The organism is Clavibacter nebraskensis NCPPB 2581 (assembly GCF_000355695.1).
GTDB classification, from domain to species: domain Bacteria; phylum Actinomycetota; class Actinomycetes; order Actinomycetales; family Microbacteriaceae; genus Clavibacter; species Clavibacter nebraskensis.
In genome coordinates, this window is the sequence record NC_020891.1 from 1620606 (window position 1) to 1644580 (window position 23975).

Consider the following 23975-nt stretch of genomic DNA (forward strand, 5'->3'; position numbering starts at 1 on the left):
CGGCGACGCCCGGCCGTCGTGCGTCAGCGCCGCGGACGCGGCCGGCGCAGCGCCGTGAACCGCAGTCGGCTGAGCGCGCGCTGCTCCGGCAGGCTCCAGCCGAAGCGCACCGCGAGCAGCCGCGTGGTGGCCGTGACGGCGACGCAGACGATGGCCGCGATCCACATGGGCACGCCGAACGTCGCGAGCAGGACGACGATCACCGCGCCCACGCCCGCGGCGACCGCGTAGAGCGAGCCCACGTGCATCATCGCGATGGGCAGGTTGAGCAGGAGGTCGCGGACGAACGAGCCGCCGACGGCCGACACGACGCCGATGAAGACGGCCGGCACCTCCGGGACCCCGGCCGCCAGCGCCTTGGACGTGCCGATGGCGCAGAACAGGCCGATGGTGAGCGCGTCGAGGGCGGTGATGACGGCGTCGAGGCGCGTGAAGATCCGCTCGAGGAGCATGCCGCCGAGGGCCGCCGCGACCGCGACGAGCATGAGCCAGTTGCTGGAGAGCGCCGCGGGCGTGACGTCGAGGAACACGTCGCGGAGGAGGCCGCCACCCAGACCCGTTGCCGTGCCGATGATGGCGATGCCGAGCAGGTCGAGCTTGCGGTCGCGGAAGCCCGCCGCGAACATGGCGCCCTGGAGGCTGCCGATGCTGACCGCCAGGAGGTCCGCCCAGAGCGGGATGGTGAGGGGGACGCGATCCATGGCCTCCCCTTGATAGCACAGGGCGAGCACGGTGCACGGTCGCGTGACGCCGGGCGGCCCGGCCCGCGCGGCGGCGGGGGAGCGCGGGCGCGGGGCGGATAATCGAGGGGTGCCCCTCTACCGTGACGAGATCGTCGTCCTGCGCACCCACAAGCTGGGCGAGGCGGACCGGATCGTCACGATGCTCTCCCGGCAGCACGGCAAGATCCGCGCGGTGGCCAAGGGCGTCCGCCGCACGCAGTCGAAGTTCGGCGCCCGGCTCGAGCCGTTCATGGTCGCCGACGCCCAGTTCTTCGAGGGCCGGACGCTCGACATCATCACGCAGGCCGAGTCGATCGCGTCCTACGGCGCCCTCATCGCGACCGACTACGGCAGCTACACGGCCGCCAGCGCCATGGTCGAGACGGCCGACCGCGTCACCGAGGACGAGGGGTCGCTCCAGCAGTACCTCCTCCTCGTCGGCGCGCTCCGGTCGCTCAGCCGTCGCGAGCACGGGGCCAGCCTCACGCTCGACTCCTACCTGCTGCGGAGCCTGTCGATGGCCGGCTGGGCGCCGAGCTTCCAGGACTGCGCGGTCACGGGCGCGCCCGGCCCGCACTCCGCGTTCGTCGTGCAGCTCGGCGGCGTGGTCGCGGACGCGGCCGCCCCGCCCGGATCCCCGCGGCTCGACCCCGACACCCTCGCGCTCCTCTCCGCGCTCCTCACGGGCGACTGGCCGCACGCCGAGGCCGCGACGCTCCGGTCGCAGGCGCGCGCGAGCGGCGTCGTGGCGGCGTACGCGCAGTGGCACCTCGACCGGGGGATCCGCTCGCTCGGCCTCGTCGACCGCAGCGACGCGCGCCAGCTCCTGCCGCCCACCGAGCAGCCCGTGCCGCTCGACGCGCCCGACCTCGACACCGCCGATGCGGATCCCGCCGCGCCCTCGCCGCCGCGACCGCGTCCGCGGTGCGGTCCACGCCGGCCGCCGCCGCGCCCGCCCCTCCCGCCGACCGCCCCCGAGCACAGGAGACGACCCCATGAGCCGACGCCCCGAGATCCCCGGCCGCACCGACCTCCCGCTCGACTGGACCGGCGAGCAGCCGCCGGCGATCCCCGCCGACCTCGTGCCGAAGCACATCGCGGTCGTGATGGACGGCAACGGCCGCTGGGCCAACCAGCGCGGCCTCCCGCGCACGGCCGGGCACCAGGCGGGGGAGGAGGCGTGGTTCGACACCGTCGCGGGCGCCGTGCAGCTGGGCGCGACGCACCTGTCGGTCTACGCGTTCTCCACGGAGAACTGGAAGCGCTCGCCCGCCGAGGTCCGCTTCCTCATGGGCTTCAACCGGGACGTGATCCACCGCCGCCGCGACCAGCTGAACGCCTGGAACGTCCGGATCCGCTGGGCCGGCCGCCGCCCGCGCCTGTGGCGCAGCGTCATCGACGACCTGCGGGTCGCCGAGGAGATGACGAAGGACAACACCGGGATGACGCTCACGATGTGCATCAACTACGGGGGGCGCACCGAGATCGGCGACGCCGTGCGCCGCATCGCCGAGGACGTGGACGCCGGGCGGCTCACGGCGTCGCGCGTCGACGAGCGCACCATCCAGCGCTACCTGTACCTGCCCGACGTGCCGGACGTCGACCTCTTCATCCGCAGCTCCGGCGAGCAGCGCACGAGCAACTTCCTGCTCTGGCAGTCGGCGTACGCGGAGATGGTGTTCCTCGACCGGCTGTGGCCCGACTTCCGCCGCAAGGACCTCTGGGACGCGGTCGAGAGCTACGTGCACCGCGACCGGCGGTTCGGCGGCGCGGTCGACGCGCACGCCGCTGACGCCGACGAAGGGTCGGCCGAGGATCCCGACGCCGACGCCGACGCCGACGGCGCCCCGACCGCTCAGTAGCATCGGGAGCGTGACCGCACCCGACACCGCGCCCCGTCCGTCCGCCTCCGCCTCCTCCTCCGCGGGCGGCGACGCGCCCATCCGCGTCGGCATCGTCGGCTACGGCCTCGCCGGCCGCGTCTTCCACGCGCCGTTCCTCCAGGCGAGCCCCGAGTACCGGATCGCCCTCGTCGCCACCTCCGACCCGGACCGCGCCGCCTTGGTGCGCGAGCGCCACCCCGGCGCCGACGTCGTGGCGTCCGCCGACGAGCTGTTCGCGCGCTCCGCCGAGCTCGACATGGTCGTGATCGCGTCGCCCGCCTCCGCGCACCTCCGCCAGGGGCTGCAGGCGCTCGACGCGCACCTCGCCGTCGTGATGGACAAGCCGTTCGTCGCGACCGTGGACGAGGCGCTCATGCTCATCGAGCGCGCCGAGGCCCTCGGGATCCCGTTCTCCGTCTTCCAGAACCGGCGCCTCGACGGCGACTTCCTCACCGTCCGCGCGCTCATCGCGTCGGGCCGCCTGGGCGCGGTGCACCGCTTCGAGTCGACCTTCGAGCGCTGGGGCGGACCCGTGCGCGACCGCTGGCAGGACCGCGAGACGCCGGCCGACGCCGCGGGCATCTCCTACGACCTCGGCAGCCACCTCATCGACCAGGCGCTCCAGCTCTTCGGGCCCGTGGCCGACTTCGCGGCCGAGCTCGCCACCGTGCGCGACGGATCCGCGAGCGACGACGACGCCTTCTACTCGCTGCTGCACGAGTCGGGCGTGCAGTCGCACATCACCGTCAGCCGCGTGGCGGCGCTGGCGGGTCCGCGCTTCCGCGTGCTCGGCACCGCGGGGGCGTACGCCGTCCACGGGCTCGACCCGCAGGAGCCGCTGCTGAAGGACGGCGCGTCGCCGACCGACCCCGGCTTCGGCGAGGCGCCCGAGTCGGAGTGGGGCACGCTCGTCGAGGCGGCCGGTGACCCGGCGGGGAAGCGCGTCCCCACCGAGCGCGGCCGCTACGCGGACTTCTACGCCGCGATGGCCGACGCCGTCCGCGGACGCGGACCCGTGCCGGTCGAGCCCCGCGACTCCCTCGAGACCGTCCGCATCGTCGAGCTCGCGCACCGGCGCACCGCGGGCGACGAGGACTGACCGGGCCCGCCCGTAGACTGGGGGCCGCCTTTCCCGGCGACGCCGGCATCCCGCCGGCCCGTCCGCCGTCCGCCGTCCGGGCACCCAGTCCGGCCCCACCTAGGAGCAAACGTGGCAACCCCCTCGCGTCTCGACCCGGTCATCAACCTCGCCAAGCGGCGCGGGTTCGTCTTCCAGGCGGGTGAGATCTACGGCGGCTCGCGCTCCGCGTGGGACTACGGGCCCCTCGGCGTGGCGCTCAAGGAGAACATCAAGCGCCAGTGGTGGCAGACCATGGTCAACGGCCGCGACGACGTCGTGGGCCTCGACTCCTCGGTGATCCTGCCCCGCCGCGTGTGGGAGGCGTCCGGCCACGTCGAGGTCTTCAGCGACCCGCTCGTCGAGTCGCTGCACACCCACAAGCGCTACCGCGCCGACCACCTCCTCGAGGCGTACGAGGCCAAGCACGGCCACCCGCCGGTCAACGGCCTCGCCGACGTGAACGACCCGGACACCGGCCAGCCGGGATCCTGGACCGAGCCGCAGAACTTCTCCGGCCTCCTCAAGACCTTCCTCGGCCCCGTCGACAACCAGGAGGGCCTGCACTACCTCCGCCCCGAGACCGCGCAGGGCATCTTCGTCAACTTCGCCAACGTCCTGAGCGCCGCGCGCCAGAAGCCCCCGTTCGGCATCGGCCAGATCGGCAAGAGCTTCCGCAACGAGATCACGCCGCAGAACTGGATCTTCCGCACGCGCGAGTTCGAGCAGATGGAGATGGAGTTCTTCGTCGAGCCCGGCACCGACGCCGAATGGCACCAGTACTGGATCGACGCGCGCTACGCCTGGTACACCGACCTCGGCATCGATCCCGAGAACCTCCGCCTCTTCGAGCACCCCGCCGAGAAGCTCTCGCACTACTCGACCCGCACGGTCGACATCGAGTACCGCTTCGGCTTCGCGGGCGGCGCGTGGGGCGAGCTGGAGGGCATCGCGAACCGCACCGACTACGACCTGCGCACGCACTCCGAGGCGTCCGGCCAGGACCTCTCGTACTTCGACCAGACGAAGAACGAGCGGTGGATCCCGTACGTCATCGAGCCCGCGGCCGGCCTCACCCGCTCGATGATGGCGTTCCTCGTCGACGCTTACCACGAGGACGAGGCGCCGAACGCGAAGGGCGGCGTCGACAAGCGCACGGTCCTCCGCCTCGACCGCCGTCTCGCGCCCGTCAAGGTCGCCGTGCTGCCGCTGTCGCGCAACGAGAGGCTGTCGCCGGTGGCGCGCGAGCTCGCCGCGGAGCTGCGCAAGGTGTGGAACATCGAGTTCGACGACGCGGGCGCCATCGGCCGCCGCTACCGCCGCCAGGACGAGATCGGCACGCCGTTCTGCGTGACGATCGACTTCGACACGCTCGACGACCGGGCCGTCACGGTGCGCGAGCGCGACACCATGGCGCAGGAGCGCATCCCGCTCGACGACCTGATGTCGTACCTCGCCGGGCAGCTCATCGGCGCCTGACCCGCCGATCCCGCACGGCCGATCCGCCGTCCCCACCCGCCGCGCGCGGGTCATTGGCGGCGGATCGTCAGTTCGTCCGTGATGTCGCCGACGATCGCGCCGAGCGCGGCCACGAGCGCGTCCGCGTCCACGAGGGCCGAGACGCCGTGCTCGCCGCCGCCCATGCCGATCCGCCGGCCCGCGATCCGCTCGTCCGCGTAGACGGGCAGGTCGCCGCGGGCGCCGAGCGGCGTGATCGTGCCGCGCTCGTACCCCGTCGCCTGGAGCGCGACCTCGGGCGAGGGCATCGACAGCTTGTTCACGCCCACGAGCGCGCGGAGCTTCGCCCAGCTGATCTGCCGGTCGCCCGGCACGAGCGCGATGAGGAGGGCGCCGTCGTGGCGCTTCACCACGAGCGACTTCACCAGGTGGGACGGCGCGATGCCGAGGCTCGCTGCCGCCTCCTCGAGGGATCCGGCGTCCGGGCGGTCGACGACCTCGACGGCGATCCCGAGGCGGGCGGCGTGCGCGAGCACGCGGGCGCGGCCGCGGGGAGCGGCGTCGTCGGAGTCGGAGGGGACGGGGGAGGGGGAGCTGTCGGCCATGCTCGGGCAACACCGCGGGAATGCCCCGCCTTCCCGACCGGTTGCCCACCCGTGACCGACTCCTCCGCCCCCGCCCTGCCCGCCATCCGCGTCGACGTCTGGTCGGACATCGCGTGCCCGTGGTGCTACGTCGGCAAGCGCCGCTTCGAGGCGGGCGCGCGCGCCTTCACCGAGCGGACGCCGGGCGCGCCGGAGATCGAGATCACCTACCGCTCCTTCGAGCTCGCGCCCGACACCCCGGTCGACTTCCAGGGCACCGAGGTCGACTTCCTCGGGGGCCACAAGGGCATCCCCGCCGACCGCGTCGCGACGATGCTCGACGACATGACCCGGCTCGCCGCCGCCGAGGGCCTCGCCTACGACTACGGCGCGCTGCAGCACACCAACACGGTGCTGGCGCACGAGCTGCTGCACCTGGCGCGCGTGCGCGGCGTGCAGCTCGAGATGGTGGAGCGGCTGCTGAAGGCGTACTTCACCGAGGGGCGTCACGTGGGCCGCGTGCCCGACCTCGTCGAGCTCGCGGTCGAGGTCGGCCTCGACGCCGACGAGGCGCGCGAGGCCCTGGAGTCGCACCGGCACCTCGACGACGTGCGCGCCGACCAGGCGCAGGCGATGGCGTACGGGATCCAGGGCGTGCCCTTCTTCGTGATCGACGCGCGCTTCGGCATCTCCGGCGCGCAGGACCCGCAGGTGTTCGCCTCCGCGCTCGGCGAGGCGCTGGCCGCGCGCGACGGCGACACCGTCCGCGTCGTCGCCGGCGAGGAGGCGGCCCGATGAACGCCGCGCCCGCCACCGGCGCGCTACCCGTCGCCGCGAGCCCGTTCACGATGCTCGGCGCGTCCGACGCCGCCGCCTGCGAGGGCGACGCGTGCCTCGTGCCCGGCGCCTCCGCAGGAGACACCGCCGCCGCGGACGACGCGTCCGCGGCCGCCGACCTCGCGCGCGTCCGCGACGCGATCGACGCCGGTCGGGCCATCTGACCGTCCCTCCCCAGGCGCCCGCCGCCTCGCCCCCGCGGGGATCGCGCCCCGCGTCCGCCGCCCGCCGTCCCGTCTGGGAGAATCGAGCCGTCATGTCCTCTCCGACCCTCGCCCCCGTCCCGTCCGCGGCCGACGCGCCCGGCGCGCCCGCGCCCGCCGCCGAGCCCGCCCTCCGCATAGGCGGCATCCCGCTCGACGTCCCCGTGGTGCTCGCCCCCATGGCCGGCATCACCAACACCGCGTTCCGGCGCCTGTGCCGCGAGTTCGGCGCCGGCCTCTACGTCAGCGAGATGATCACGAGCCGCGCGCTCGTCGAGCGCACGCCCGAGTCCATGCGGCTCATCACGCACCACCCGTCGGAGAAGGTGCGCTCCATCCAGCTCTACGGGGTGGATCCGAAGACCGTGCGCGAGGCCGTCACCATGCTCGTCGCGGAGGACCGCGCCGACCACATCGACCTCAACTTCGGGTGCCCCGTGCCCAAGGTCACGCGCAAGGGCGGGGGAGCGGCGCTGCCGTGGAAGCTCGGGCTCTTCACCGACATCGTCGAGGGCGCGGTGAAGGCGGCGGGCGACATCCCCCTCACGGTCAAGATGCGCAAGGGCATCGACGCCGACCACCTCACCTACCTCGAGGCCGGTCGCGCCGCGGAGGGCGCGGGCGTCGCGTCCATCGCGCTGCACGCGCGCACCGCGAGCGACTACTACAGCGGCCACGCGGACTGGTCGGCCATCGCGACGCTCAAGCAGGCCGTCCACAGCGTGCCCGTGCTCGGCAACGGCGACATCTGGGCGGCGGAGGACGCCATCCGGATGATGGACGAGACCGGCGCCGACGGCGTGGTCGTCGGCCGCGGCTGCCTCGGCCGGCCCTGGCTCTTCGGCGACCTCGCGGCCGCGTTCCATGCGCGCGCCGCCGGGCTCGACCCCGCCGCCACGCCCCGCGCGCACCCGACGCAGGGGCAGGTCGCCGACACCTTCCGCCGCCACGTCGAGCTCCTCGCCGAGTTCTTCGAGAGCGAGGAGCGCGGCTGCCGCGACGCGCGCAAGCACGTCGCCTGGTACTTCAAGGGCTACCCCGTGGGCGGCGACCTGCGGGCCGCGCTCGCCTCGGCGTCCTCGCTGGAGGAGATCGACGATCTGCTCGCCACCCTCGACCGCGACCAGCCCTACCCGGGCGCGGGCGCGGAGGGCGCGCGCGGCCGCCAGGGCAGCATGAAGCGCACGGCGCTTCCGGACCGCTGGCTCGAGAGCCGCGACATCGACGCGCAGGATGCGATGGACATCGCGGACGGGGAGATCCACAACAGTGGCGGCTGAGGGCACGACGACGAGGTCCACGTACAGCGAGGCCGACGCCGAGCGCTGGTACCCGGAGCAGCACTCCTCGAGGCGGAGCGACTTCGCGCGCGACCGCGCCCGGCTCCTGCACTCCAGCGCGCTCCGCCGCCTGGCCGCCAAGACGCAGGTGCTGAGCCCCATGGCCGGCCTCGACTTCGCGCGCAACCGCCTCACGCACTCCCTCGAGGTGGCGCAGGTGGGCCGTGAGCTCGCCTCCAGCCTCGACCTGGATCCCGATGTCGTCGACACCGCCTGCCTCGCCCACGACATCGGCCACCCGCCCTTCGGCCACAACGGCGAGCGGGCCCTCAACGACTGGGCGTCCGACATCGGCGGCTTCGAGGGCAACGCGCAGACGCTGCGCCTGCTCACGCGGCTCGAGCCCAAGGTCATCGGTCCGGAGGGGCGCCCGTACGGCCTCAACCTCACGCGCGCCAGCCTCGACGCGAGCTGCAAGTACCCGTGGCCGAGCTCGCAGTCGGTGCCCGACCCGTCGGGCCGCGGCAAGTTCGGCTTCTACGACGACGACGTGGCCGCCTTCGCGTGGCTGCGCGAGGGCGCGCCCACGGGACGCCGCTGCATCGAGGCCGAGGTCATGGACCTCAGCGACGACATCGCCTACTCCGTGCACGACTTCGAGGACGCCATCGTCGGCGGCTACGTCGACGTGCGCGCGCTCGGCGCCCGGGTCGACCACGAGGAGCTCGTCGACTCGATGGTCGCGTGGATCGGCGGCGCGCACTCGCACGAGGAGCTCATCCAGGCGTTCGACCGGCTCGACTCGCTCGACGTGTGGGTGGACGAGTACGACGGCGGCCGCGGGGCGCAGGCGGCGCTGAAGGACCTCACGAGCCAGCTCATCGGCCGGTTCGCCGGTGCCGCCACGCAGCTCACGCGGGCGACGCACACCGACCGCAGCCTCATCCGCTTCGGCGCGCACGTCGTCGTGCCGCGCGCGATCCAGGCGGAGATCGCGGTGCTCAAGGGCATCGTCGCGGCCTTCGTCATGTCGAAGAACACGCGCCAGCCCATCTACGCCCGCCAGCGCGAGGTCCTCGCCGGCCTCGCCGACGCGCTGCACGCCCGTGGCGCCGACGAGCTCGACCCCGGCTTCGCGGGCGACTGGCGCGAGGCCTGGGACGACGACGCGCGCAAGCGCGTCATCGTCGACCAGGTCGCCAGCCTCACCGACCAGTCGGCCATCTCCTGGTACGAGCGCCTCTGCGCCCGGCCCGTCTTCTGATGCCCGTGGAGCGCGGTCGCCGGCCCCGCATCGCCGAGGACGCCGGACGGAGGATGAGCCGATGGCCCTGATCCGCAAGAGCGACATCGACGAGGTCCGCTCCCGGGTCAACCTGGGCGACGTGGTGGGGGAGTACGTGACCCTCAAGTCCGCCGGCGTCGGGTCGCTCAAGGGCCTCTGCCCCTTCCACGACGAGCGCACCCCGAGCTTCCACGTGCGGCCGCAGGTCGGCTTCTACCACTGCTTCGGCTGCGGCGAGGGCGGTGACGTCTACACGTTCCTCCAGCGCATGGACCACGTGACCTTCGCCGAGGCCGTGGAGCGCATGGCGCAGCGCATCGGCTACCAGCTGCACTACGAGGACGGCCAGGCCGCCACCGACCAGGGCAACCGCTCGCGCCTGCTCGGCGCCAACGAGGCGGCCGCGGAGTTCTTCGTCGAGCAGCTCGGATCCGAGGAGGCGGAGATCGGCCGTACCTTCCTCGGGGAGCGCGGATTCGACCAGGGCGCGGCGCAGCGCTTCGGCGTCGGCTTCGCGCCGCAGAGCTGGGACGCGCTGTCCTCGCACCTGAACGCCAAGGGCTACACCGAGGCCGAGCTCGTGACCGCCGGCCTCCTCAGCCAGGGCGACCGCGGCGCGTACGACCGGTTCCGCGGCCGGCTGGTGTGGCCCATCCGCGACCTCACGGGATCCACCGTCGGCTTCGGCGCGCGCCGCCTGCGCGAGGACGACAAGGGCCCCAAGTACCTCAACACCCCCGAGACGCCCGTCTACCACAAGAGCTCCGTGCTCTACGGGCTCGACCTCGCCAAGCGCGACGTGAGCCGCGGCCGCCAGGTCGTGGTGGTCGAGGGGTACACCGACGTCATGGCGTGCCACCTCGCGGGCGTCACGACGGCCGTCGCCACGTGCGGCACCTCGTTCGGCGTCGACCACATCAAGGTGCTCCGCCGCGTGCTCGGCGACGACAGCGGCCTCGGCGAGGTCGTCTTCACGTTCGACCCCGACGCCGCCGGCCAGAAGGCCGCCATGCGCGCGTTCTCCGAGGAGCGGCGCTTCGCCGCCCAGACCTACGTCGCGGTCGGGCCCGAGGGGCTGGATCCCTGCGACCTCCGCCTCACGCGCGGCGACGACGCCGTGCGCCGCATGATCCAGGGCAAGAAGCCCATGTTCGAGTTCGCGATCAAGCAGATCCTCGCCGACCACGACCTCGACACCGTCGAGGGCCGCGTCGCCGCGCTCCGGGCGGCAGCCCCCGTCGTCGCCGACATCCGCGACCCGTCGCTGCGCCCCGGCTACGCGCGCGAGCTCGCCGGCTGGCTGGGCATGGACCTCACCGAGGTCGGCCGCGCCGTCCAGACCGCCGGCCGCAGCATGCCCGCCGACGGCGCCGACCGCTCGGGCGGGTCGCCGCAGGGCCGTCACGCGCAGGGCGGGCACGGCCCGGACGACGACGGCGCGGGCGACGCGTCCCGCTCCATGTCGCTCATGGACCTGCCCACCGACCTCGCCACCCGCCTCGAGCGCGACGCCCTGATGGCGATGCTGCAGCACCCCGAGCTCGTGGGGAACGACCTCGTGATGCGCGCGGCGCAGGTCACCTTCGTCAACGAGAGCCTCGCGGTCGTCCGCGACGGCGTCATCGGGAGCATGGACGCCCTCGGCGGCGCCGACTGGCTGTCGCGCGTGGCCCTCGAGGTGCCCGAGTCGTTCGCGACGCTCGTGAAGCAGCTCGGGGTCGCGCCGCTGCCGAACCGGGGCGACGCCGACAAGCTCGCCGTCTACGTCAAGGGCGTCACGGCGGAGCTCGTCGGGCGCGACCTGCTGCGCCGCAAGGCCGACCTCATCGGGCGGCTGCAGCGCACCGACGCGACCCATGACCGCGAGCGGTACCAGGAGATCCAGCGCGAGCTCATGCAGGTCGAGGCCGAGCGGCGCGCGCTGCGCGAATAGCGCGGGATCCGTCCGCGCGGGCCGCGATCGGCGCGCGGATATCGTCCGCTCGCCATGTTTCGTTCGTGTGAAGAAGCGTCCCCGCGCGTCCTCCGGGTCCGGGCTGGTGTTTCCCGTGTGTTAGAAATCATGCACAGCACAGCGTCCGTGTCTTCCCGACGCGCGGGCGCGAATCCCCTTCATGAAAGAGGCACTCGGAACATGACGTCCGCATTCCCCCGGCGCTCACGCGTCCTGCTCGCCACGGCCGGATTCTCCGCCGCGGCCCTCGTCCTGGCCGGCTGCTCCGGCGGATCCGGCGACCCGCTCGCCGAGGACGGCGCGACAGGCGGCGGATCCATCGTCGTCGGCACGACCGACAAGGTCCTCTCGCTCGACCCGGCCGGCTCCTACGACAACGGCTCGTTCGCGGTGCAGAACCAGGTCTACCCGTTCCTGTTCAACAGCCCCTACGGCAGCCCGGACGTCGAGCCCGACCTCGCCGTCTCCGGCGAGTACACCTCGCCCAACGAGTTCACGGTCGAGCTGAAGCCCGACCTGAAGTTCGCGAACGGCCACGCGCTCACCGCGAGCGACGTCAAGTTCACGTTCGACCGCATCGCGACCATCGCGGCCAACGGTGCCGACAACGGCAACGGCCCGTCGTCGCTCCTCGCCAACGTCGAGTCCGTGGCGGCGCCGGACGACACCACCGTCGTCTTCACGCTGAAGACCGCGAACGACCAGACGTTCGAGCAGGTGCTCTCCAGCCCCGCCGGCCCCATCGTCGACGAGGAGGTCTTCCCGGCCGACGCGCTGGCCGACCCGGCCGCCATCGTCGCGGCGAACGCCTTCGCGGGCCAGTACGTCATCACCGACTTCCAGCTCAACCAGCTCGTCGCCTACGCGCCGAACGCCGACTACCAGGGCGTCCTGCCGAAGCCCGCGAACGGCGGCGTGACCGCGCGCTACTACGCGGACGAGACCACCATGAAGCTCGCCGTGCAGAACGGCGAGATCGACGTCGCGGGCCGCTCGCTCGGCGCGACCGACATCGCGGACCTCAAGAAGGACGACTCCGTCCAGGTCATCGAGGGCCCCGGCGGCGAGATCCGCTACATCACCTTCAACCTCAACACGCAGCCCTTCGGCAATACCACGGGCGAGGCCGACGAGGCCAAGGCCCTCGCCGTGCGCCAGGCGGCCGCCGACCTCGTCGACCGCGAGGAGCTCTCGACCCAGGTCTACAACGGCACCTACACGCCGCTCTACTCCTACGTGGCCGACGGCCTCTCCGGCGCCAACGAGGCGCTCAAGGGCATCTACGGCGACGGGAACGGCGGGCCGGACGCGGACAAGGCCGCGAAGGTCCTGGCCGACGCCGGCGTGCAGACGCCCGTCGCGCTGCAGCTCCAGTTCAACCCGGACCACTACGGCGCCGGCTCGGACGACGAGTACGCGCTCATCAAGCAGCAGCTCGAGGCGACCGGCCTGTTCCAGGTCAACCTGCAGTCCACCATCTGGGACCATTACAGCAAGGCCCGCGTCAACGACGAGTACCCGGCGTACCAGCTCGGCTGGTTCCCCGACTACTCGGACGCGGACAACTACCTCACGCCGTTCTTCTCCCCGCAGTCCTTCGTGAAGAACCACTACGACAACGCCACCGTGACGGACCTCATCACGCAGCAGCTGTCGGAGGCCGATTCCACGAAGCGCGCCGAGATCATCGGACAGATCCAGGACGACGTCGCCGCCGACCTGCCGACCCTGCCCCTGCTCCAGGGCTCGCAGGTCGCGGTGGCCGGCAAGGACGTGTCGGGCGTGACGCTCGACGCCTCCTTCAAGTTCCGCTACGCCCCGATCGCCAAGGGCTGATGAGGACGACGGGAGGGCGCTCGGTAGGCTGACGCCCTCCCCGGATGGGGCGTCCCGCTGCGGCGGGACGCCCCACTCCTGTGTCACCCGCGGTGCCCGCGCCCGCTCTCGCCCCGATCCTCCGACGACCCGAAAGGCCCATCCGCCGTGACCGTCATCCCGGACGCCGTACCCGCGTCCGCGCCCCCCGGGGCGCAGCCCAAGGCCCGGAAGCAGGGGATCGGGCTCGGCCAGTACATCCTCATCCGCGCCGTGCTCATCATCCCGACCGTGCTCATCCTCGTGACGCTGGTCTTCTTCCTCATGCGCATCGTGGGCGACCCGATCTCCGCCGCCGTGGGCGACCGCCTCACCCCGGAGCAGCTGCAGGAGCGCCTCGCGACCGCCGGGTTCGACCGGCCGATCATCGTCCAGTACCTCGAGTACCTCGGCCAGATCGCCACCGGCGACTTCGGCCGCTCGCTCACCGACAACCGGCTCATCAGCGAGGTGCTGCTGCAGTACGGCTCGGCCACGCTCGAGCTCGTCGTCTACTCGCTCATCGTCGCGTTCCTCATCGGGATCCCGCTCGGCCTCGTCGCCGCGTACTTCAAGGACCGCACGCCCGACGCCGTGCTGCGGATCCTCGCGATCCTCGCCTACGCCACGCCCATCTTCTTCGCGGGCCTGCTGCTGAAGCTCGTCTTCTCCGTCTGGCTCGGGATCCTGCCGCTGTCGGGCCGCGCGGACACCCGCGTCGAGGTCGCCCTCGGCCGACTGGACGACCCGACCGGCATCTACCTGATCGACGCGCTCCGCCTCGGCAGCCCCACCGCCGTGAGCGACGTGCTCGAGCACGCGGTGCTCCCGGCGCTCGCGCTGGGCCTCCTCACCGCGGGCATCTTCCTGCGGCTCGTGCGCACCAACGTCATCTCCACTCTCGGCACCGAGTACGTGGAGGCGGCGCGCTCGCGCGGCGTCGGCGAGTTCCGGCTCACCACCCGGCACGCGCTGAAGCCCGCGCTCATCCCGATCATCACCGTGGTGGGCCTGCAGATCGCCGTCATGCTGGGCGGCGCGGTGCTCACCGAGACCACGTTCGAGTGGCGGGGCCTCGGCTTCCAGCTCGCGCAGTACCTGGCGGCGCGCGACTTCGTGGCCGTGCAGGGCATCGTGGCGCTCCTGGCCGTGATCGTCGCGGTCACCAACTTCGTCGTCGACGTCATCGCGGCGCTCATCGACCCGCGAGTGAGGTACTGACATGGCCGACACCACCACCACGGCGCCCGCGCCCGTCCCCGCGCGCCGCTCCCTGTTCCAGCGCCTGCCCCTCGTCTCGCACGTGCGGCAGAGCGTGGGCCTCCAGCGCGGCATGCTCGTCGCCGGCATGGTCATCACCGGGGTCTTCATCCTCCTCGCGGCCTTCGCGCCGCTCATCGCCCCGTTCGGCTTCGACCAGGACCGGGACGAGGCCGGCTCCTTCACGCGCCAGGCCGCCCCCGACGCCGCGCACGTCTGGGGCACGACGGTCGGCGGCTACGACGTGTTCTCCCGGGTCGTCTGGGGCACGCAGACCGCGCTCTCGGTCGTCGTGATCGCCGTGGTGCTGTCGCTGTTCCTCGGCGTGCTGCTCGGCGTCGTCTCGGGCTACCTCGGCGGCTGGCTCGACCGGATCCTCGTGGTCATCGCCGACGCCATCTACCCCTTCCCGACGCTGCTGCTCGCGATCGTCGTGAGCATCGTGCTGACCGGCGGGCAGTCGAGCCTCTGGGGCGGCATCCTGGCCGCGGCCGTGAGCATCACGGTCGTCTACATCCCGCAGTACTTCCGGGTCATCCGCGCCGAGGTCGTGCGGCTGAAGGCGGAGGCGTTCGTCGAGAGCGCCAAGGTCATCGGCACGTCGACGCCGCGGATCATGTTCGTGCACGTGCTGCGGAACTCCACCCGCACGCTGCCGCTGATCCTGACGCTCAACGCGTCCGAGGCCATCCTCACGCTCGCGGGGCTCGGCTTCCTCGGCTTCGGCATCTCGCCGACGTCGGCCGCCGAGTGGGGCTACGACCTCAACCGCGCGCTCGCGGACACCGCGAGCGGCGTCTGGTGGACGGGCGTCTTCCCCGGCGTCGCCATCGTGCTGCTCGTCCTCGGGCTCACGCTCGTGGGCGAGAGCGTGAACGACATCTCCGACCCCAAGCTGCGCGCCCGCAAGCGCGCCTCGACGAAGAAGGTGGCCGCATGAGCGACGTCGTCTCCATCCGCGACCTCGGGGTCACCTTCGCGACCGACGGCGGCGACGTCCGCGCGGTCGACGGGGTGTCCCTGACGGTGTCGCCCGGCGAGATCCTCGCCATCGTGGGGGAGTCGGGGTCGGGCAAGTCCGTCACCGCCCGCACGATCCTCGGCCTCCTGCCCGACACCGCTGTCGCCGACGGCGCGGTCCTCCTCAGCGACCGGACGGGCCAGGGCGCGGTCGACGTGCTCGCGATCTCCGCCGACGAGCTGCGCCGCACGCGCGGCCGCGACGTGGCGATGGTGTTCCAGGAGCCGTCCACGGCGCTCAACCCCGTGCACACGGTGGGCTGGCAGATCATCGAGGGCCTCCGCGCCCACGGCCGCGTCTCGAAGAAGGAGGGCCGCGCGAAGGCGATCGACATCCTCCGCCGCGTGGGCATCCCCGACCCCGAGACCCGGGTCGACCACTACCCGCACCAGTTCTCCGGCGGGCAGAAGCAGCGCGTCGTCATCGCGATGGCGCTCGTGCTGGATCCCGGGCTCATCGTCGCCGACGAGCCGACCACCGCGCTCGACGTGACCGTGCAGGCCGAGATCCTCGACCTGCTGCGCCGCTGCCGCGACGAGTTCGGCGCCGCCGTGATCCTCATCACGCACAACATGGGCGTCGTGGCCGACCTCGCCGACCGCGTGGCCGTCATGTACCGCTCGCGGCTCGTGGAGCAGACCGACGTGGCCACGCTGTTCGCGTCGCCGAAGGAGGAGTACACGCGGAACCTCCTCGCGTCCGTGCCGAAGCTCGGCGAGGGCGTCGCGGCGACGGTGGAGCGCGCCGCGGTGCGCACCCGGGACCGCGCGGCGGCGGACACCGAGGCGGCGCCCGTCGTCGTGGCGAAGGGGCTCGAGATCGAGTACCCGGGACGCCTCGGCTCGCCCGCTTTCCGCGCCGTCAAGGGCGTCGACCTGCGCATCGACGCGGGCGAGGTCCTCGGGCTGGTGGGGGAGTCGGGCTCCGGCAAGACCACCATCGGGCGCGCCATCGCGGGGCTCACGAACGTGACCGGCGGATCCCTCCAGGTCCTCGGCACCGAGATGCTCGGCGTGCGCGAGCGCGACTTCCGGAAGCTCCGCGCCGACATCGGATTCGTGTTCCAGGATCCGGCGACGAGCTTCAACCCGCGCCTCACGATCGCCGAGTGCGTGGCCGAGCCGCTCATCGTCCACGGCCGCGCGAAGACGCCCCAGGCGGCGCGCGGCCGCGTCGACGAGCTGCTCGAGGCCGTGCAGCTGCCCAGGGCCTTCGGCGACCGGTACCCGCACGAGCTCTCGGGCGGGCAGCGCCAGCGCGCGAGCCTCGCCCGCGGGCTCGCGCTCGAGCCGTCGCTGCTGGTCGCGGACGAGCCCACGAGCGCGCTCGACGTCTCCGTGCAGGCGCGCGTGCTGGAGCTGTTCGCCGAGCTGCAGCGCGAGCTCGGGTTCGCGGCGCTGTTCATCAGCCACGACCTGGCCGTCGTCGACCTGCTCGCCGACCGCATCGCCGTGCTCTACCGCGGCGAGCTGGTGGAGGAGGGGACGGGCGCCGACGTGCTCGGGAACCCGCAGCACCCGTACACGCAGCGCCTGCTGGCGTCACTGCCCGTGCCGGACCCGGCCGAGCAGGCCGAGCGGCGCGCCCGGCTGCACGCGCTCCGGGCCGCCGAGCGGCCGGCCGGCTAGCGGGCTCCGAGCGGGGCCCGGCCGACGCCGGGCATGATGGGTCGGAACCCGCATCCGTCGTGCGGCCGGTCACGCCGGCCGGTCGCACGACCGCGCCGAGGACGGAGCAGCGCATGACGCACACCCCCCGAGACGCCGACGCGGACGGCGGATCCGCCGGGCCCGTGCTCGACGCCCGCGACCTGCGACTGGCGTACCCCGCGCGCCGCGGGGCCGAGACGCCGCCGGCCGTCGACGGGATCACGCTGCGGATCGAGCCCGGCGAGGTGCTCGGGGTCGTGGGCGCGAGCGGATCCGGCAAGTCGTCCCTCGCGCGCGTGCTCGCCGGCCTCGTCCCGTCGGGCGACGAGGGGGCGGCCGTGCCGCGGATCACGGGCGGCGACGCCTCCGTGCTCGGCCAGGGCCTCCGCCGGATGGGGCGCCGCGCGCGCACGCGCACCACGTACGGCATCGGCTACGTCCCGCAGGACGCCGGCACGACGCTGCACCCGCAGCTCACCGCGAGCGAGGCCATCGCCGAGCCGATCTTCTCCCGCGACCGCCGCTTCGACAGCCAGGTCGCCGCCCGCCGCGTCGTGACCCTGCTCACGGCCCTCGACCTGCCGCCCGGCACGCAGGACAGGTACCCGCACGAGCTCTCCAGCGGCCAGCGCCAGCGCGTCGCCCTCGCCCGCGCGCTCGTCCTCGGCCCGCGCCTCCTCATCGCGGACGAGCCGACCTCGGGCGTCGACGTGATGAGCCGCGTCGCCGTGCTCGACCTGCTGCGCGACCTGCAGTCCCGCGGCGGCTTCTCCGCCCTCGTGGTCAGCCACGACCTCGCCGTCGTCGAGCGCCTCACCGACCGCCTCGCCGTGCTGCACCGCGGCACCCTGGTGGGCTACGGCGCGATCGACGACGTGCTCGCGGATCCCACGCACCCCTACGTGCAGGGGCTCGCGGAGTCGCGCACGGCGGCGGACGCCGGCCGAGAGCCCGCCGAGCGGGATCCGGACCCCGTCGACCCGATCGTCACGCTGCGCACCCCTGAACCGCCCGCCCGCATGCCGCACCCACGGAGGCCCCGCTCATGACCGACACCACCGCACCCGCATCCGGCTCCCGCCGCGTCCACCGCGCGGTCGACGGCGCCACGCCGCACCGCCTCACGGGCGACGCGCGTCCGACGCCCGGCCCCATCGCGATGCTGCCGCGCACGGAGGACGCCTACCTCGAGGCCGTCCACGAGGCCGGCGGCGAGGTCGCCGAGCTGTCGGGGGAGACCCGCGGCATCGTCTGGCTCTCGATCCGCCGCGCCGCGGAGCTCACCGACACGCTCGCCGCGAACCCGCAGGTGCAGTGGGTGCAGCTGCCGTTCGCGGGCGTCGACGCCTTCGCCGACACGCTCCGCGCGTGCGACCGCCCCGACCTCGTCTGGACCAGCGCGAAGGGCGCCTACTCCGAGCCGGTCGCCGAGCACGCCCTCGCGCTGACCCTCGCCGCCCTGCGCCAGCTGCCGGAGCGCGCCCGGGCGACCTCGTGGGGATCCTCCGCCGGCCTCTCGCTGTACCGCTCCGAGGTCGTCGTGGTCGGCGCGGGCGGCATCGCCCTGGAGTACATCCGGCTGCTCGCGCCGTTCGACTGCACCGTCACGGTGGTCCGCCGCAGCGGCGACCCCGTCGAGGGCGCCGACCGCACCGTCACGGCCGACCGGCTCGACGAGGTGCTCCCGGGCGCCGACGTCGTGATGCTCGCCGCGGCCAGCACCGACGACACCGCCGGCCTCATCGGCGCCGAGCAGCTCGCGGCCATGAAGGACACCGCCGTCCTCGTCAACATCGCCCGCGGCGCGCTCGTCGACCCCGACGCGCTGCTCGACGCCCTCCGCTCCGGCGCGATCCACGGCGCGGGCCTCGACGTCACCTCGCCCGAGCCGCTGCCCGACGGCCACCCGCTCTTCTCCGAGGCGCGCTGCGTCGTCACGCCGCACACCGCCGACACCCCGGACATGGTGCGGCCGCTGCTCGCTGAGCGGATCCGGCTCAACACCGAGGCGTTCCTGCGGACAGGCGACTTCGTCGGCATAGTCGAGCCGTCCTCCGGGTACTGACACCGGCGCCCTCCCGGCCCGTCCGCCGCGGCGCGCCGCGGTGACGGGCCCCGTAGGGTGAGCGGCGTGATGACGCCCGAGGAAGTCGCCGTGCCCGAGGTCTCGATGTGGGCGGGCGGCTACACCGCCGACGCCGGCGGATCGGGCGTCGGCATCACGGCCCTCGCGGTGGATCCCATCAAGGGCGACCTCGCGGTGGTCGGCACCGCGGTGGAGACCCCGTCGCCCTCGTTCCTCCTCGCGCACGGCGACATGGTCTACGCGGTGGGCGAGGCGGTCGGCCGCGTGGAGGCGTTCCGCCGCGGGCCGGGCGGCTCGCTGCAGTGGGCGGGCGGACAGCCGAGCGGCGGATCCGGCCCCTGCCACCTGCACGTCGTCGACGGCCTGCTCCTCACCTCGCACTACGGCGACGGCACCGTCGCCGTGCACCCGCTCGCGGACGACGGCTCCCTCGGCGAGGCCGTGCAGCTCCTCCCGTCCGAGGGATCCGGCCCCCGCCCGCAGCAGGACGGCCCGCACGCCCACGCCACGCTCCACGTCGGCGCCGGCATCGTGCTCAGCGCCGACCTCGGCACCGACGCCGTGTTCGTCCACGCGCTCCGCGACGGCCGGCTCGACCGCATCGGCGCCGTCGCGCTCCCGCCCGGCACGGGGCCCCGGCACATGGCCCTCCTGTCGTCGGGCCGCGTGCTCCTCGTCGGCGAGCTCGACAGCACCCTGCACGCGCTCGAGGGGACGGGCACGTCGTGGCGCGTCGCCGCGTCCACCGCGTGCGCGGACGAGCCGGACGCCCGTGACTCCGCGGCCGAGGTGCAGGTGTCCGCCGACGAGCGCCTCGCCTACGTCGGCCTGCGCGGCTCGGACCGGATCGCCGTGGTCGGCATCGCCGCCGACGGCGCCCTCGCCCCCGTCGCCGCGTTCGACTGCGGCGGTGCGACGCCGCGCCACCACGCGCTCGTCGACGACCGGCTGCACGTGGCGAACCAGGGATCCGGCACGGTCGCGTCGTTCCGGCTCGACGCGGCGACCGGGCTGCCCACCGCGGCACCCGCCGTGATCACCGTCCCGAGCCCGACCTACCTGCTGCCGCTCGAGTAGTAGCGCTCCCTCGCGGGCCGGTCAGCGCAGCAGCAGGGGAGCGGCCGCCCGGATCTCCTCCTCCACCCCGAGCCCGCGCCAGCCCGCGGAAGTGTACGCGCGGCCGCCGACGCCGTTGCGGTCCATCAGGGCGAATCCGACCGCGCGGATCCCCGAGTAGGCGATGAGCACGGGTCGCGCGTGATCCGACACGAGGCGCACGATCCGCTCGCGCCGGGCCTCGAGGACGGGCAGCGAGTCGGCCGGCCCGTCGGCGGGCCGGACGAGGATCGCGTCGGCGACCGGGTCGTCGGCCGCGGCCTCGCGCGTCCGCAGGTCCTCGTCGAGCAGCGGCCACAGCCGATCCGCGTCGTTCGGACGCGCGACCACGACCTGGAACATCCCCATGGCCCGACGCTACCCGGCGCGGGGGGAGGGCGGTCGGGATCGGGGGCGGACGGGAGACGGAGGCGAAAAGTAAAAGGCCCCGCGGGTGGAGCCGCGAGGCCTTCGCTCCCCGAGTTGGACTCGAACCAACAACCTGCCGGTTAACAGCCGGCTGCTCTGCCAATTGAGCTATCGAGGATCACGTGGAGCAACCTGGAAAGCGTAGCAAAGAAATCGGCCGCCTCCGGTCACCCGGTGTCGCCCCGGGCGCGTCCCTCAGTCCTCGAGGTGGTCGCGTCCCGGCAGCCACGACTGCCCGGGCACGCCCCAGCCGCTCCTGCGGATGACCTTTGCCACCGGCTTCCGGTGCTCGTGCGCGAGGCGGTCGGTGTAGAGCAGCCCGTCGAGGTGGTCGAACTCATGCTGCAGGATGCGCGCGAACCACCCGGCCGCCTCGATCTCGAACGGCCGGCCGTCGAGGTCGACCGCGCGGAGGATCGCCCGGTCGGCGCGCACGAGGGGGAAACGCTCGCCCGGGAACGACAGGCAGCCCTCCTCCTCGGTGTCCTCGTCGGCCTCGCGGACCGCGACGGGCGTGATGAAGAGATCCGGGTTCACGGCGACGCCCCGCAGCGGCTCGCCCTCGTCGGTCTCGTACGAGTACACGAACACGCGCAGCGGGACGCCCACCTGGGGTGCCGCGAGGCCCACGCCGGGCGCCTCGTCCATTGTGTCGTACATGTCGGCCACGAGGGCGCGCAGGTCGTCGTCGAACGCCTCCACCTCGCGGGCCGGGGCGTGCAGGACGGGGTCTCCGGTGATCCGGATGGGGAGGACGGCCATGCTGCCGATGATAGGCGGGCCGCCGGGTAGGGTCGGGGCGTGCCCTTCGACGCCAGCCCCGTTCTCCAGGCCGCCTCGTTGACCCCCTACCAGGCGCTCGGGATCCCGATCGCGCTCGTCGGCGCCGTGTTCCTGTCCCTGGGCGCGCAGCTGCAGTCGCAGGGCGTGGCGAAGATGGAGGCGCTCGGGAAGAAGAGCACGGCGGGCCTCAGCCTCCGCCAGCTCGGCGCGCTGCTCGGCCGCCCGTCGTGGGTCGCCGGCACCGTGATGCTCGGCCTCGCCATCGTGTTCCAGCTCGCGAGCCTGCGCCTCGCGCCCCTCATCGTCGTGCAGCCCCTCGGCGCGGTGGCGCTCGTGGTCACGGCGATCCTCAACTCCCGCGCCACGGGGAAGCGGTTGGAGCTGAAGGCCAAGCGGGCCGTCGCGCTCTGCATCGGGGGAGTGGGCCTCTTCGTCATCTTCGCGGCCGTCTTCGCCAAGGAGACGCCCATCCGCACGCCCGAGCTCATCACGATCCTGGTGATCCTCGCGATCGTCCTCGCGCTGCTCGGCGGCCTCTTCCTCTACTTCCGGAAGCACGTGCGCGCGATCTTCTACATCATCAGCGCGGGCGTGCTCTACGGGTTCGTCGCCACGCTCGCCAAGGTCGTGATCAACCGCCTCACGACGGGCGACTTCGACGTGCTGACCGCGGTCTGCATCGTCGCCCTCGTGGCCGCGACCCTGCTCGGCGCGTACTTCGTGCAGACGGCGTACTCCTCGGGCCCGCCCGACCTGGTGATCGCGGGCCTCACGGTGGTCGACCCGCTCGTCGCCGTCTGCATCGGCGTGACGGTCCTCGGCGAGGCCGCGGACGCACCGGTATACGCGGGGGTGGCCTTCCTCGTCGCCGGCGCCGTCGCGGTCGTCGGAGTGTTCCAGCTCGCGAAGCACCACCCGCACGCGACCTGATCCGGCGCAGGTCCTCGATCGACGGCGCTCCCGCGTCCCCGGCCCGGCTGCCGCGACCGCGGTGCGCCGTCCGGCCGTCCCGGGACCCGTGCGATACGTTGCTCTGCGACACCCGGCCCGCGCCACCCGGATCCACGTGACGCACGCCGGACGCCGACACCACTGGAGAGACACTTCTTGCCGAACACCTCAGGGCAGACCCCGCGCGAGCCCGCGACACCCGGCCGACCCCTGCGCATCCTCATCGGCGCGGACACGTTCCCGCCGGACGTGAACGGCGCCGCGCGCTTCGCCGAGCGCCTCGCGGGAGGACTCGTCCGCCGCGGCCACGAGGTGCACATCGTCGCGCCGGCGGCCAGCCGCAAGCACGGCACGTGGACCGAGGTGCACGACGGCCAGGAGATGACGGCGCACCGCCTGCACAGCTACCGCTGGTACCCGCACGACTGGCTGCGCTTCGCCCAGCCGTGGTCCGTCAACCGGGACTGCGCCCGCATCCTCGACGCGGTGCAGCCCGACGTGGTGCACTTCCAGTCCCACATCCTCACGGGCCGCGGCCTCAGCATCGAGGCGGAGAAGCGCGGCATCCGCATCATCGGCACCAACCACTTCATGCCGGAGAACATGCTCCAGCACACCCTGCTGCCGGTCGCGTGGCAGGACAAGGCCATCTCCATGGCGTGGAAGGCGGCGCGCCGCACGTTCGGACGCGCCGAGGCCGTCACGACGCCCACACGCCGGGCCGCGCAGTTCCTGGAGAAGTACACGGGACTCACCGGCGTGATCCCCATCTCCTGCGGCATCGACGCGGCGAACTACACGCCCGACTTCGCGCCGCGCACCCGCAACCGCGTCGTGTTCGTCGGCCGGGTGACGGGGGAGAAGCAGATCGACGTGCTGCTCCGTGCCTTCGCGATCCTGCCCGCGTCGCTCGACGCGGAGCTCGAGATCGTCGGCGGGGGCGACCAGAAGGCAGCGCTCGAGAAGCTCGCCGCCGACCTCGGCATCGCCGAGCGCACCACCTTCACCGGCTACGTGTCCGACGAGGAGCTGCGCCGCGCCTACACGCGCGCGACCGTCCTCGCGATGCCGAGCATCGCCGAGCTGCAGTCCATCGTCACGATGGAGGCGATGGCCTCCGCCCTCCCCGTCGTGGCCGCCGACGCCATGGCCCTCCCGCACCTCGTCCATGATGGCGAGAACGGCTACCTCTTCCGCCCGGGCGACGTCGACGACCTCGCCGCGAAGCTGCAGCGGGTGCTCGAGCTGCCCGAGGAGGAGCTCCAGCGCATGAAGCGCGAGAGCCTCGCCGTGGTCGCCACGCACGACATCGAGCGCACGATCTCGACGTTCGAGAGCCTGTATCGTGGCGAGTCCGTGGCTGCGACGGTCACGGACGAGGCACGCGGCGTGACGGACGGCTCAGGCGCCGCCTAGGTCCGCCGCCTCGGGGCGGTAGCTCAGCTGGTCAGAGCAGCGGACTCATAATCCGTCGGTCATGGGTTCAAGTCCCATCCGCCCTACTCCCGCGTCCCCCTCTCCGCG

Annotated in this window: 21 protein-coding genes, 2 tRNA genes and 1 pseudogene; 19 read left to right on the forward strand and 5 right to left on the reverse strand. The window is 73.2% G+C overall.

The window, feature by feature from the left end:
• Positions 1-23: 23 nt before the first annotated feature.
• A complete protein-coding gene (locus tag CMN_RS07640; RefSeq protein ID WP_015490256.1) occupies positions 24-701 on the reverse strand; it encodes a trimeric intracellular cation channel family protein in 678 nt (225 codons plus the stop codon).
• A gap of 109 nt (positions 702-810) precedes the next feature.
• Here CMN_RS07640 and recO point away from each other — a divergent pair.
• The 4 genes and pseudogenes from recO to CMN_RS07665 form a co-directional block, all read left to right on the forward strand.
• Positions 811-1524, forward strand: a pseudogene (recO, locus tag CMN_RS14795) (DNA repair protein RecO); the annotation flags it as partial.
• A 193-nt stretch (positions 1525-1717) separates the two neighbouring features.
• On the forward strand, positions 1718-2584 hold the full coding sequence (locus tag CMN_RS07655) for an isoprenyl transferase (RefSeq protein WP_015490258.1): 867 nt from the start codon (positions 1718-1720) through the stop codon (positions 2582-2584).
• A gap of 10 nt (positions 2585-2594) precedes the next feature.
• Positions 2595-3704, forward strand: a complete 1110-nt coding sequence (locus tag CMN_RS07660; RefSeq protein ID WP_015490259.1) for a Gfo/Idh/MocA family protein — start codon at positions 2595-2597, stop codon at positions 3702-3704.
• Positions 3705-3815: 111 nt separating this feature from the next.
• Positions 3816-5201 (forward strand): glycine--tRNA ligase, encoded by a 1386-nt coding sequence (locus CMN_RS07665; RefSeq protein WP_015490260.1) that lies wholly within the window; start codon positions 3816-3818, stop codon positions 5199-5201.
• Between the two features lie 50 nt (positions 5202-5251).
• Here the strand turns inward: CMN_RS07665 and CMN_RS07670 are convergent, their stop codons facing one another.
• A complete protein-coding gene (locus CMN_RS07670; RefSeq protein WP_015490261.1) occupies positions 5252-5785 on the reverse strand; it encodes an aminoacyl-tRNA deacylase in 534 nt (177 codons plus the stop codon).
• Positions 5786-5836: 51 nt separating this feature from the next.
• Here CMN_RS07670 and CMN_RS07675 point away from each other — a divergent pair, with 51 nt between their 5' ends.
• The 12 genes from CMN_RS07675 to CMN_RS07730 all read left to right on the forward strand — a co-directional run bounded on the left by CMN_RS07675 (position 5837) and on the right by CMN_RS07730 (position 20270).
• Positions 5837-6562, forward strand: coding sequence for a DsbA family oxidoreductase (locus tag CMN_RS07675; protein ID WP_015490262.1), 726 nt, complete (start codon positions 5837-5839; stop codon positions 6560-6562).
• Entirely contained in the window at positions 6559-6765 is a 207-nt protein-coding gene (locus CMN_RS07680) for a hypothetical protein (protein WP_015490263.1), read from the forward strand. The genes CMN_RS07675 and CMN_RS07680 overlap by 4 nt, the downstream gene beginning before the upstream one ends.
• A 92-nt stretch (positions 6766-6857) precedes the next feature.
• Positions 6858-8084 (forward strand): tRNA dihydrouridine synthase DusB, encoded by a 1227-nt coding sequence (gene dusB, locus CMN_RS07685; RefSeq protein WP_015490264.1) that lies wholly within the window; start codon positions 6858-6860, stop codon positions 8082-8084.
• The gene (locus CMN_RS07690) at positions 8074-9348 is read left to right on the forward strand and encodes a deoxyguanosinetriphosphate triphosphohydrolase (protein ID WP_015490265.1); all 1275 of its coding nucleotides are present in this window, start codon (positions 8074-8076) and stop codon (positions 9346-9348) included. Before dusB ends, CMN_RS07690 begins: the two co-directional genes overlap by 11 nt.
• A gap of 61 nt (positions 9349-9409) precedes the next feature.
• Positions 9410-11302 carry a DNA primase gene (dnaG, locus tag CMN_RS07695; RefSeq protein WP_015490266.1) on the forward strand — a complete coding sequence of 631 codons (1893 nt, stop codon included), beginning with the start codon at positions 9410-9412 and terminating at the stop codon, positions 11300-11302.
• Between the two features lie 201 nt (positions 11303-11503).
• Positions 11504-13159 (forward strand): ABC transporter substrate-binding protein, encoded by a 1656-nt coding sequence (locus CMN_RS07700; protein WP_015490267.1) that lies wholly within the window; start codon positions 11504-11506, stop codon positions 13157-13159.
• A 156-nt stretch (positions 13160-13315) separates the two neighbouring features.
• Positions 13316-14398 (forward strand): ABC transporter permease, encoded by a 1083-nt coding sequence (locus tag CMN_RS07705; RefSeq protein WP_374058279.1) that lies wholly within the window; start codon positions 13316-13318, stop codon positions 14396-14398.
• A gap of 1 nt (position 14399) precedes the next feature.
• Positions 14400-15377, forward strand: coding sequence for an ABC transporter permease (locus CMN_RS07710; RefSeq protein WP_015490269.1), 978 nt, complete (start codon positions 14400-14402; stop codon positions 15375-15377).
• Positions 15374-17086, forward strand: coding sequence for a dipeptide ABC transporter ATP-binding protein (locus CMN_RS07715; protein ID WP_015490270.1), 1713 nt, complete (start codon positions 15374-15376; stop codon positions 17084-17086). Before CMN_RS07710 ends, CMN_RS07715 begins: the two co-directional genes overlap by 4 nt.
• Before the next feature lie 113 nt (positions 17087-17199).
• Entirely contained in the window at positions 17200-18156 is a 957-nt protein-coding gene (locus CMN_RS07720; RefSeq protein ID WP_015490271.1) for an ABC transporter ATP-binding protein, read from the forward strand.
• A 110-nt stretch (positions 18157-18266) separates the two neighbouring features.
• Complete coding sequence (locus CMN_RS07725) at positions 18267-19172, forward strand: D-isomer specific 2-hydroxyacid dehydrogenase family protein (protein ID WP_041465490.1); 906 nt, start codon at positions 18267-18269, stop codon at positions 19170-19172.
• 69 nt (positions 19173-19241) lie between these two features.
• Positions 19242-20270 carry a lactonase family protein gene (locus tag CMN_RS07730; RefSeq protein WP_015490273.1) on the forward strand — a complete coding sequence of 343 codons (1029 nt, stop codon included), beginning with the start codon at positions 19242-19244 and terminating at the stop codon, positions 20268-20270.
• Positions 20271-20291: 21 nt separating this feature from the next.
• Here the strand turns inward: CMN_RS07730 and CMN_RS07735 are convergent, their stop codons facing one another.
• The 3 genes from CMN_RS07735 to def all read right to left on the reverse strand — a co-directional run bounded on the left by CMN_RS07735 (position 20292) and on the right by def (position 21479).
• A complete protein-coding gene (locus tag CMN_RS07735) occupies positions 20292-20657 on the reverse strand; it encodes a hypothetical protein (protein WP_015490274.1) in 366 nt (121 codons plus the stop codon).
• Positions 20658-20762: 105 nt separating this feature from the next.
• A tRNA-Asn gene (locus tag CMN_RS07740) sits at positions 20763-20835 on the reverse strand.
• Between the two features lie 77 nt (positions 20836-20912).
• Positions 20913-21479 (reverse strand): peptide deformylase, encoded by a 567-nt coding sequence (def, locus tag CMN_RS07745; RefSeq protein WP_015490275.1) that lies wholly within the window; start codon positions 21477-21479, stop codon positions 20913-20915.
• Between the two features lie 39 nt (positions 21480-21518).
• On the opposite strand from def, the gene CMN_RS07750 reads away from it, so the two are divergent.
• From CMN_RS07750 to CMN_RS07760, 3 genes are all read left to right on the forward strand, one after another.
• On the forward strand, positions 21519-22430 hold the full coding sequence (locus CMN_RS07750; RefSeq protein WP_015490276.1) for a DMT family transporter: 912 nt from the start codon (positions 21519-21521) through the stop codon (positions 22428-22430).
• Between the two features lie 177 nt (positions 22431-22607).
• Entirely contained in the window at positions 22608-23867 is a 1260-nt protein-coding gene (locus CMN_RS07755) for a glycosyltransferase (protein ID WP_015490277.1), read from the forward strand.
• A gap of 12 nt (positions 23868-23879) precedes the next feature.
• Positions 23880-23953: transfer RNA gene (locus CMN_RS07760), tRNA-Ile, on the forward strand.
• The last annotated feature ends 22 nt before the right edge of the window (positions 23954-23975 follow it).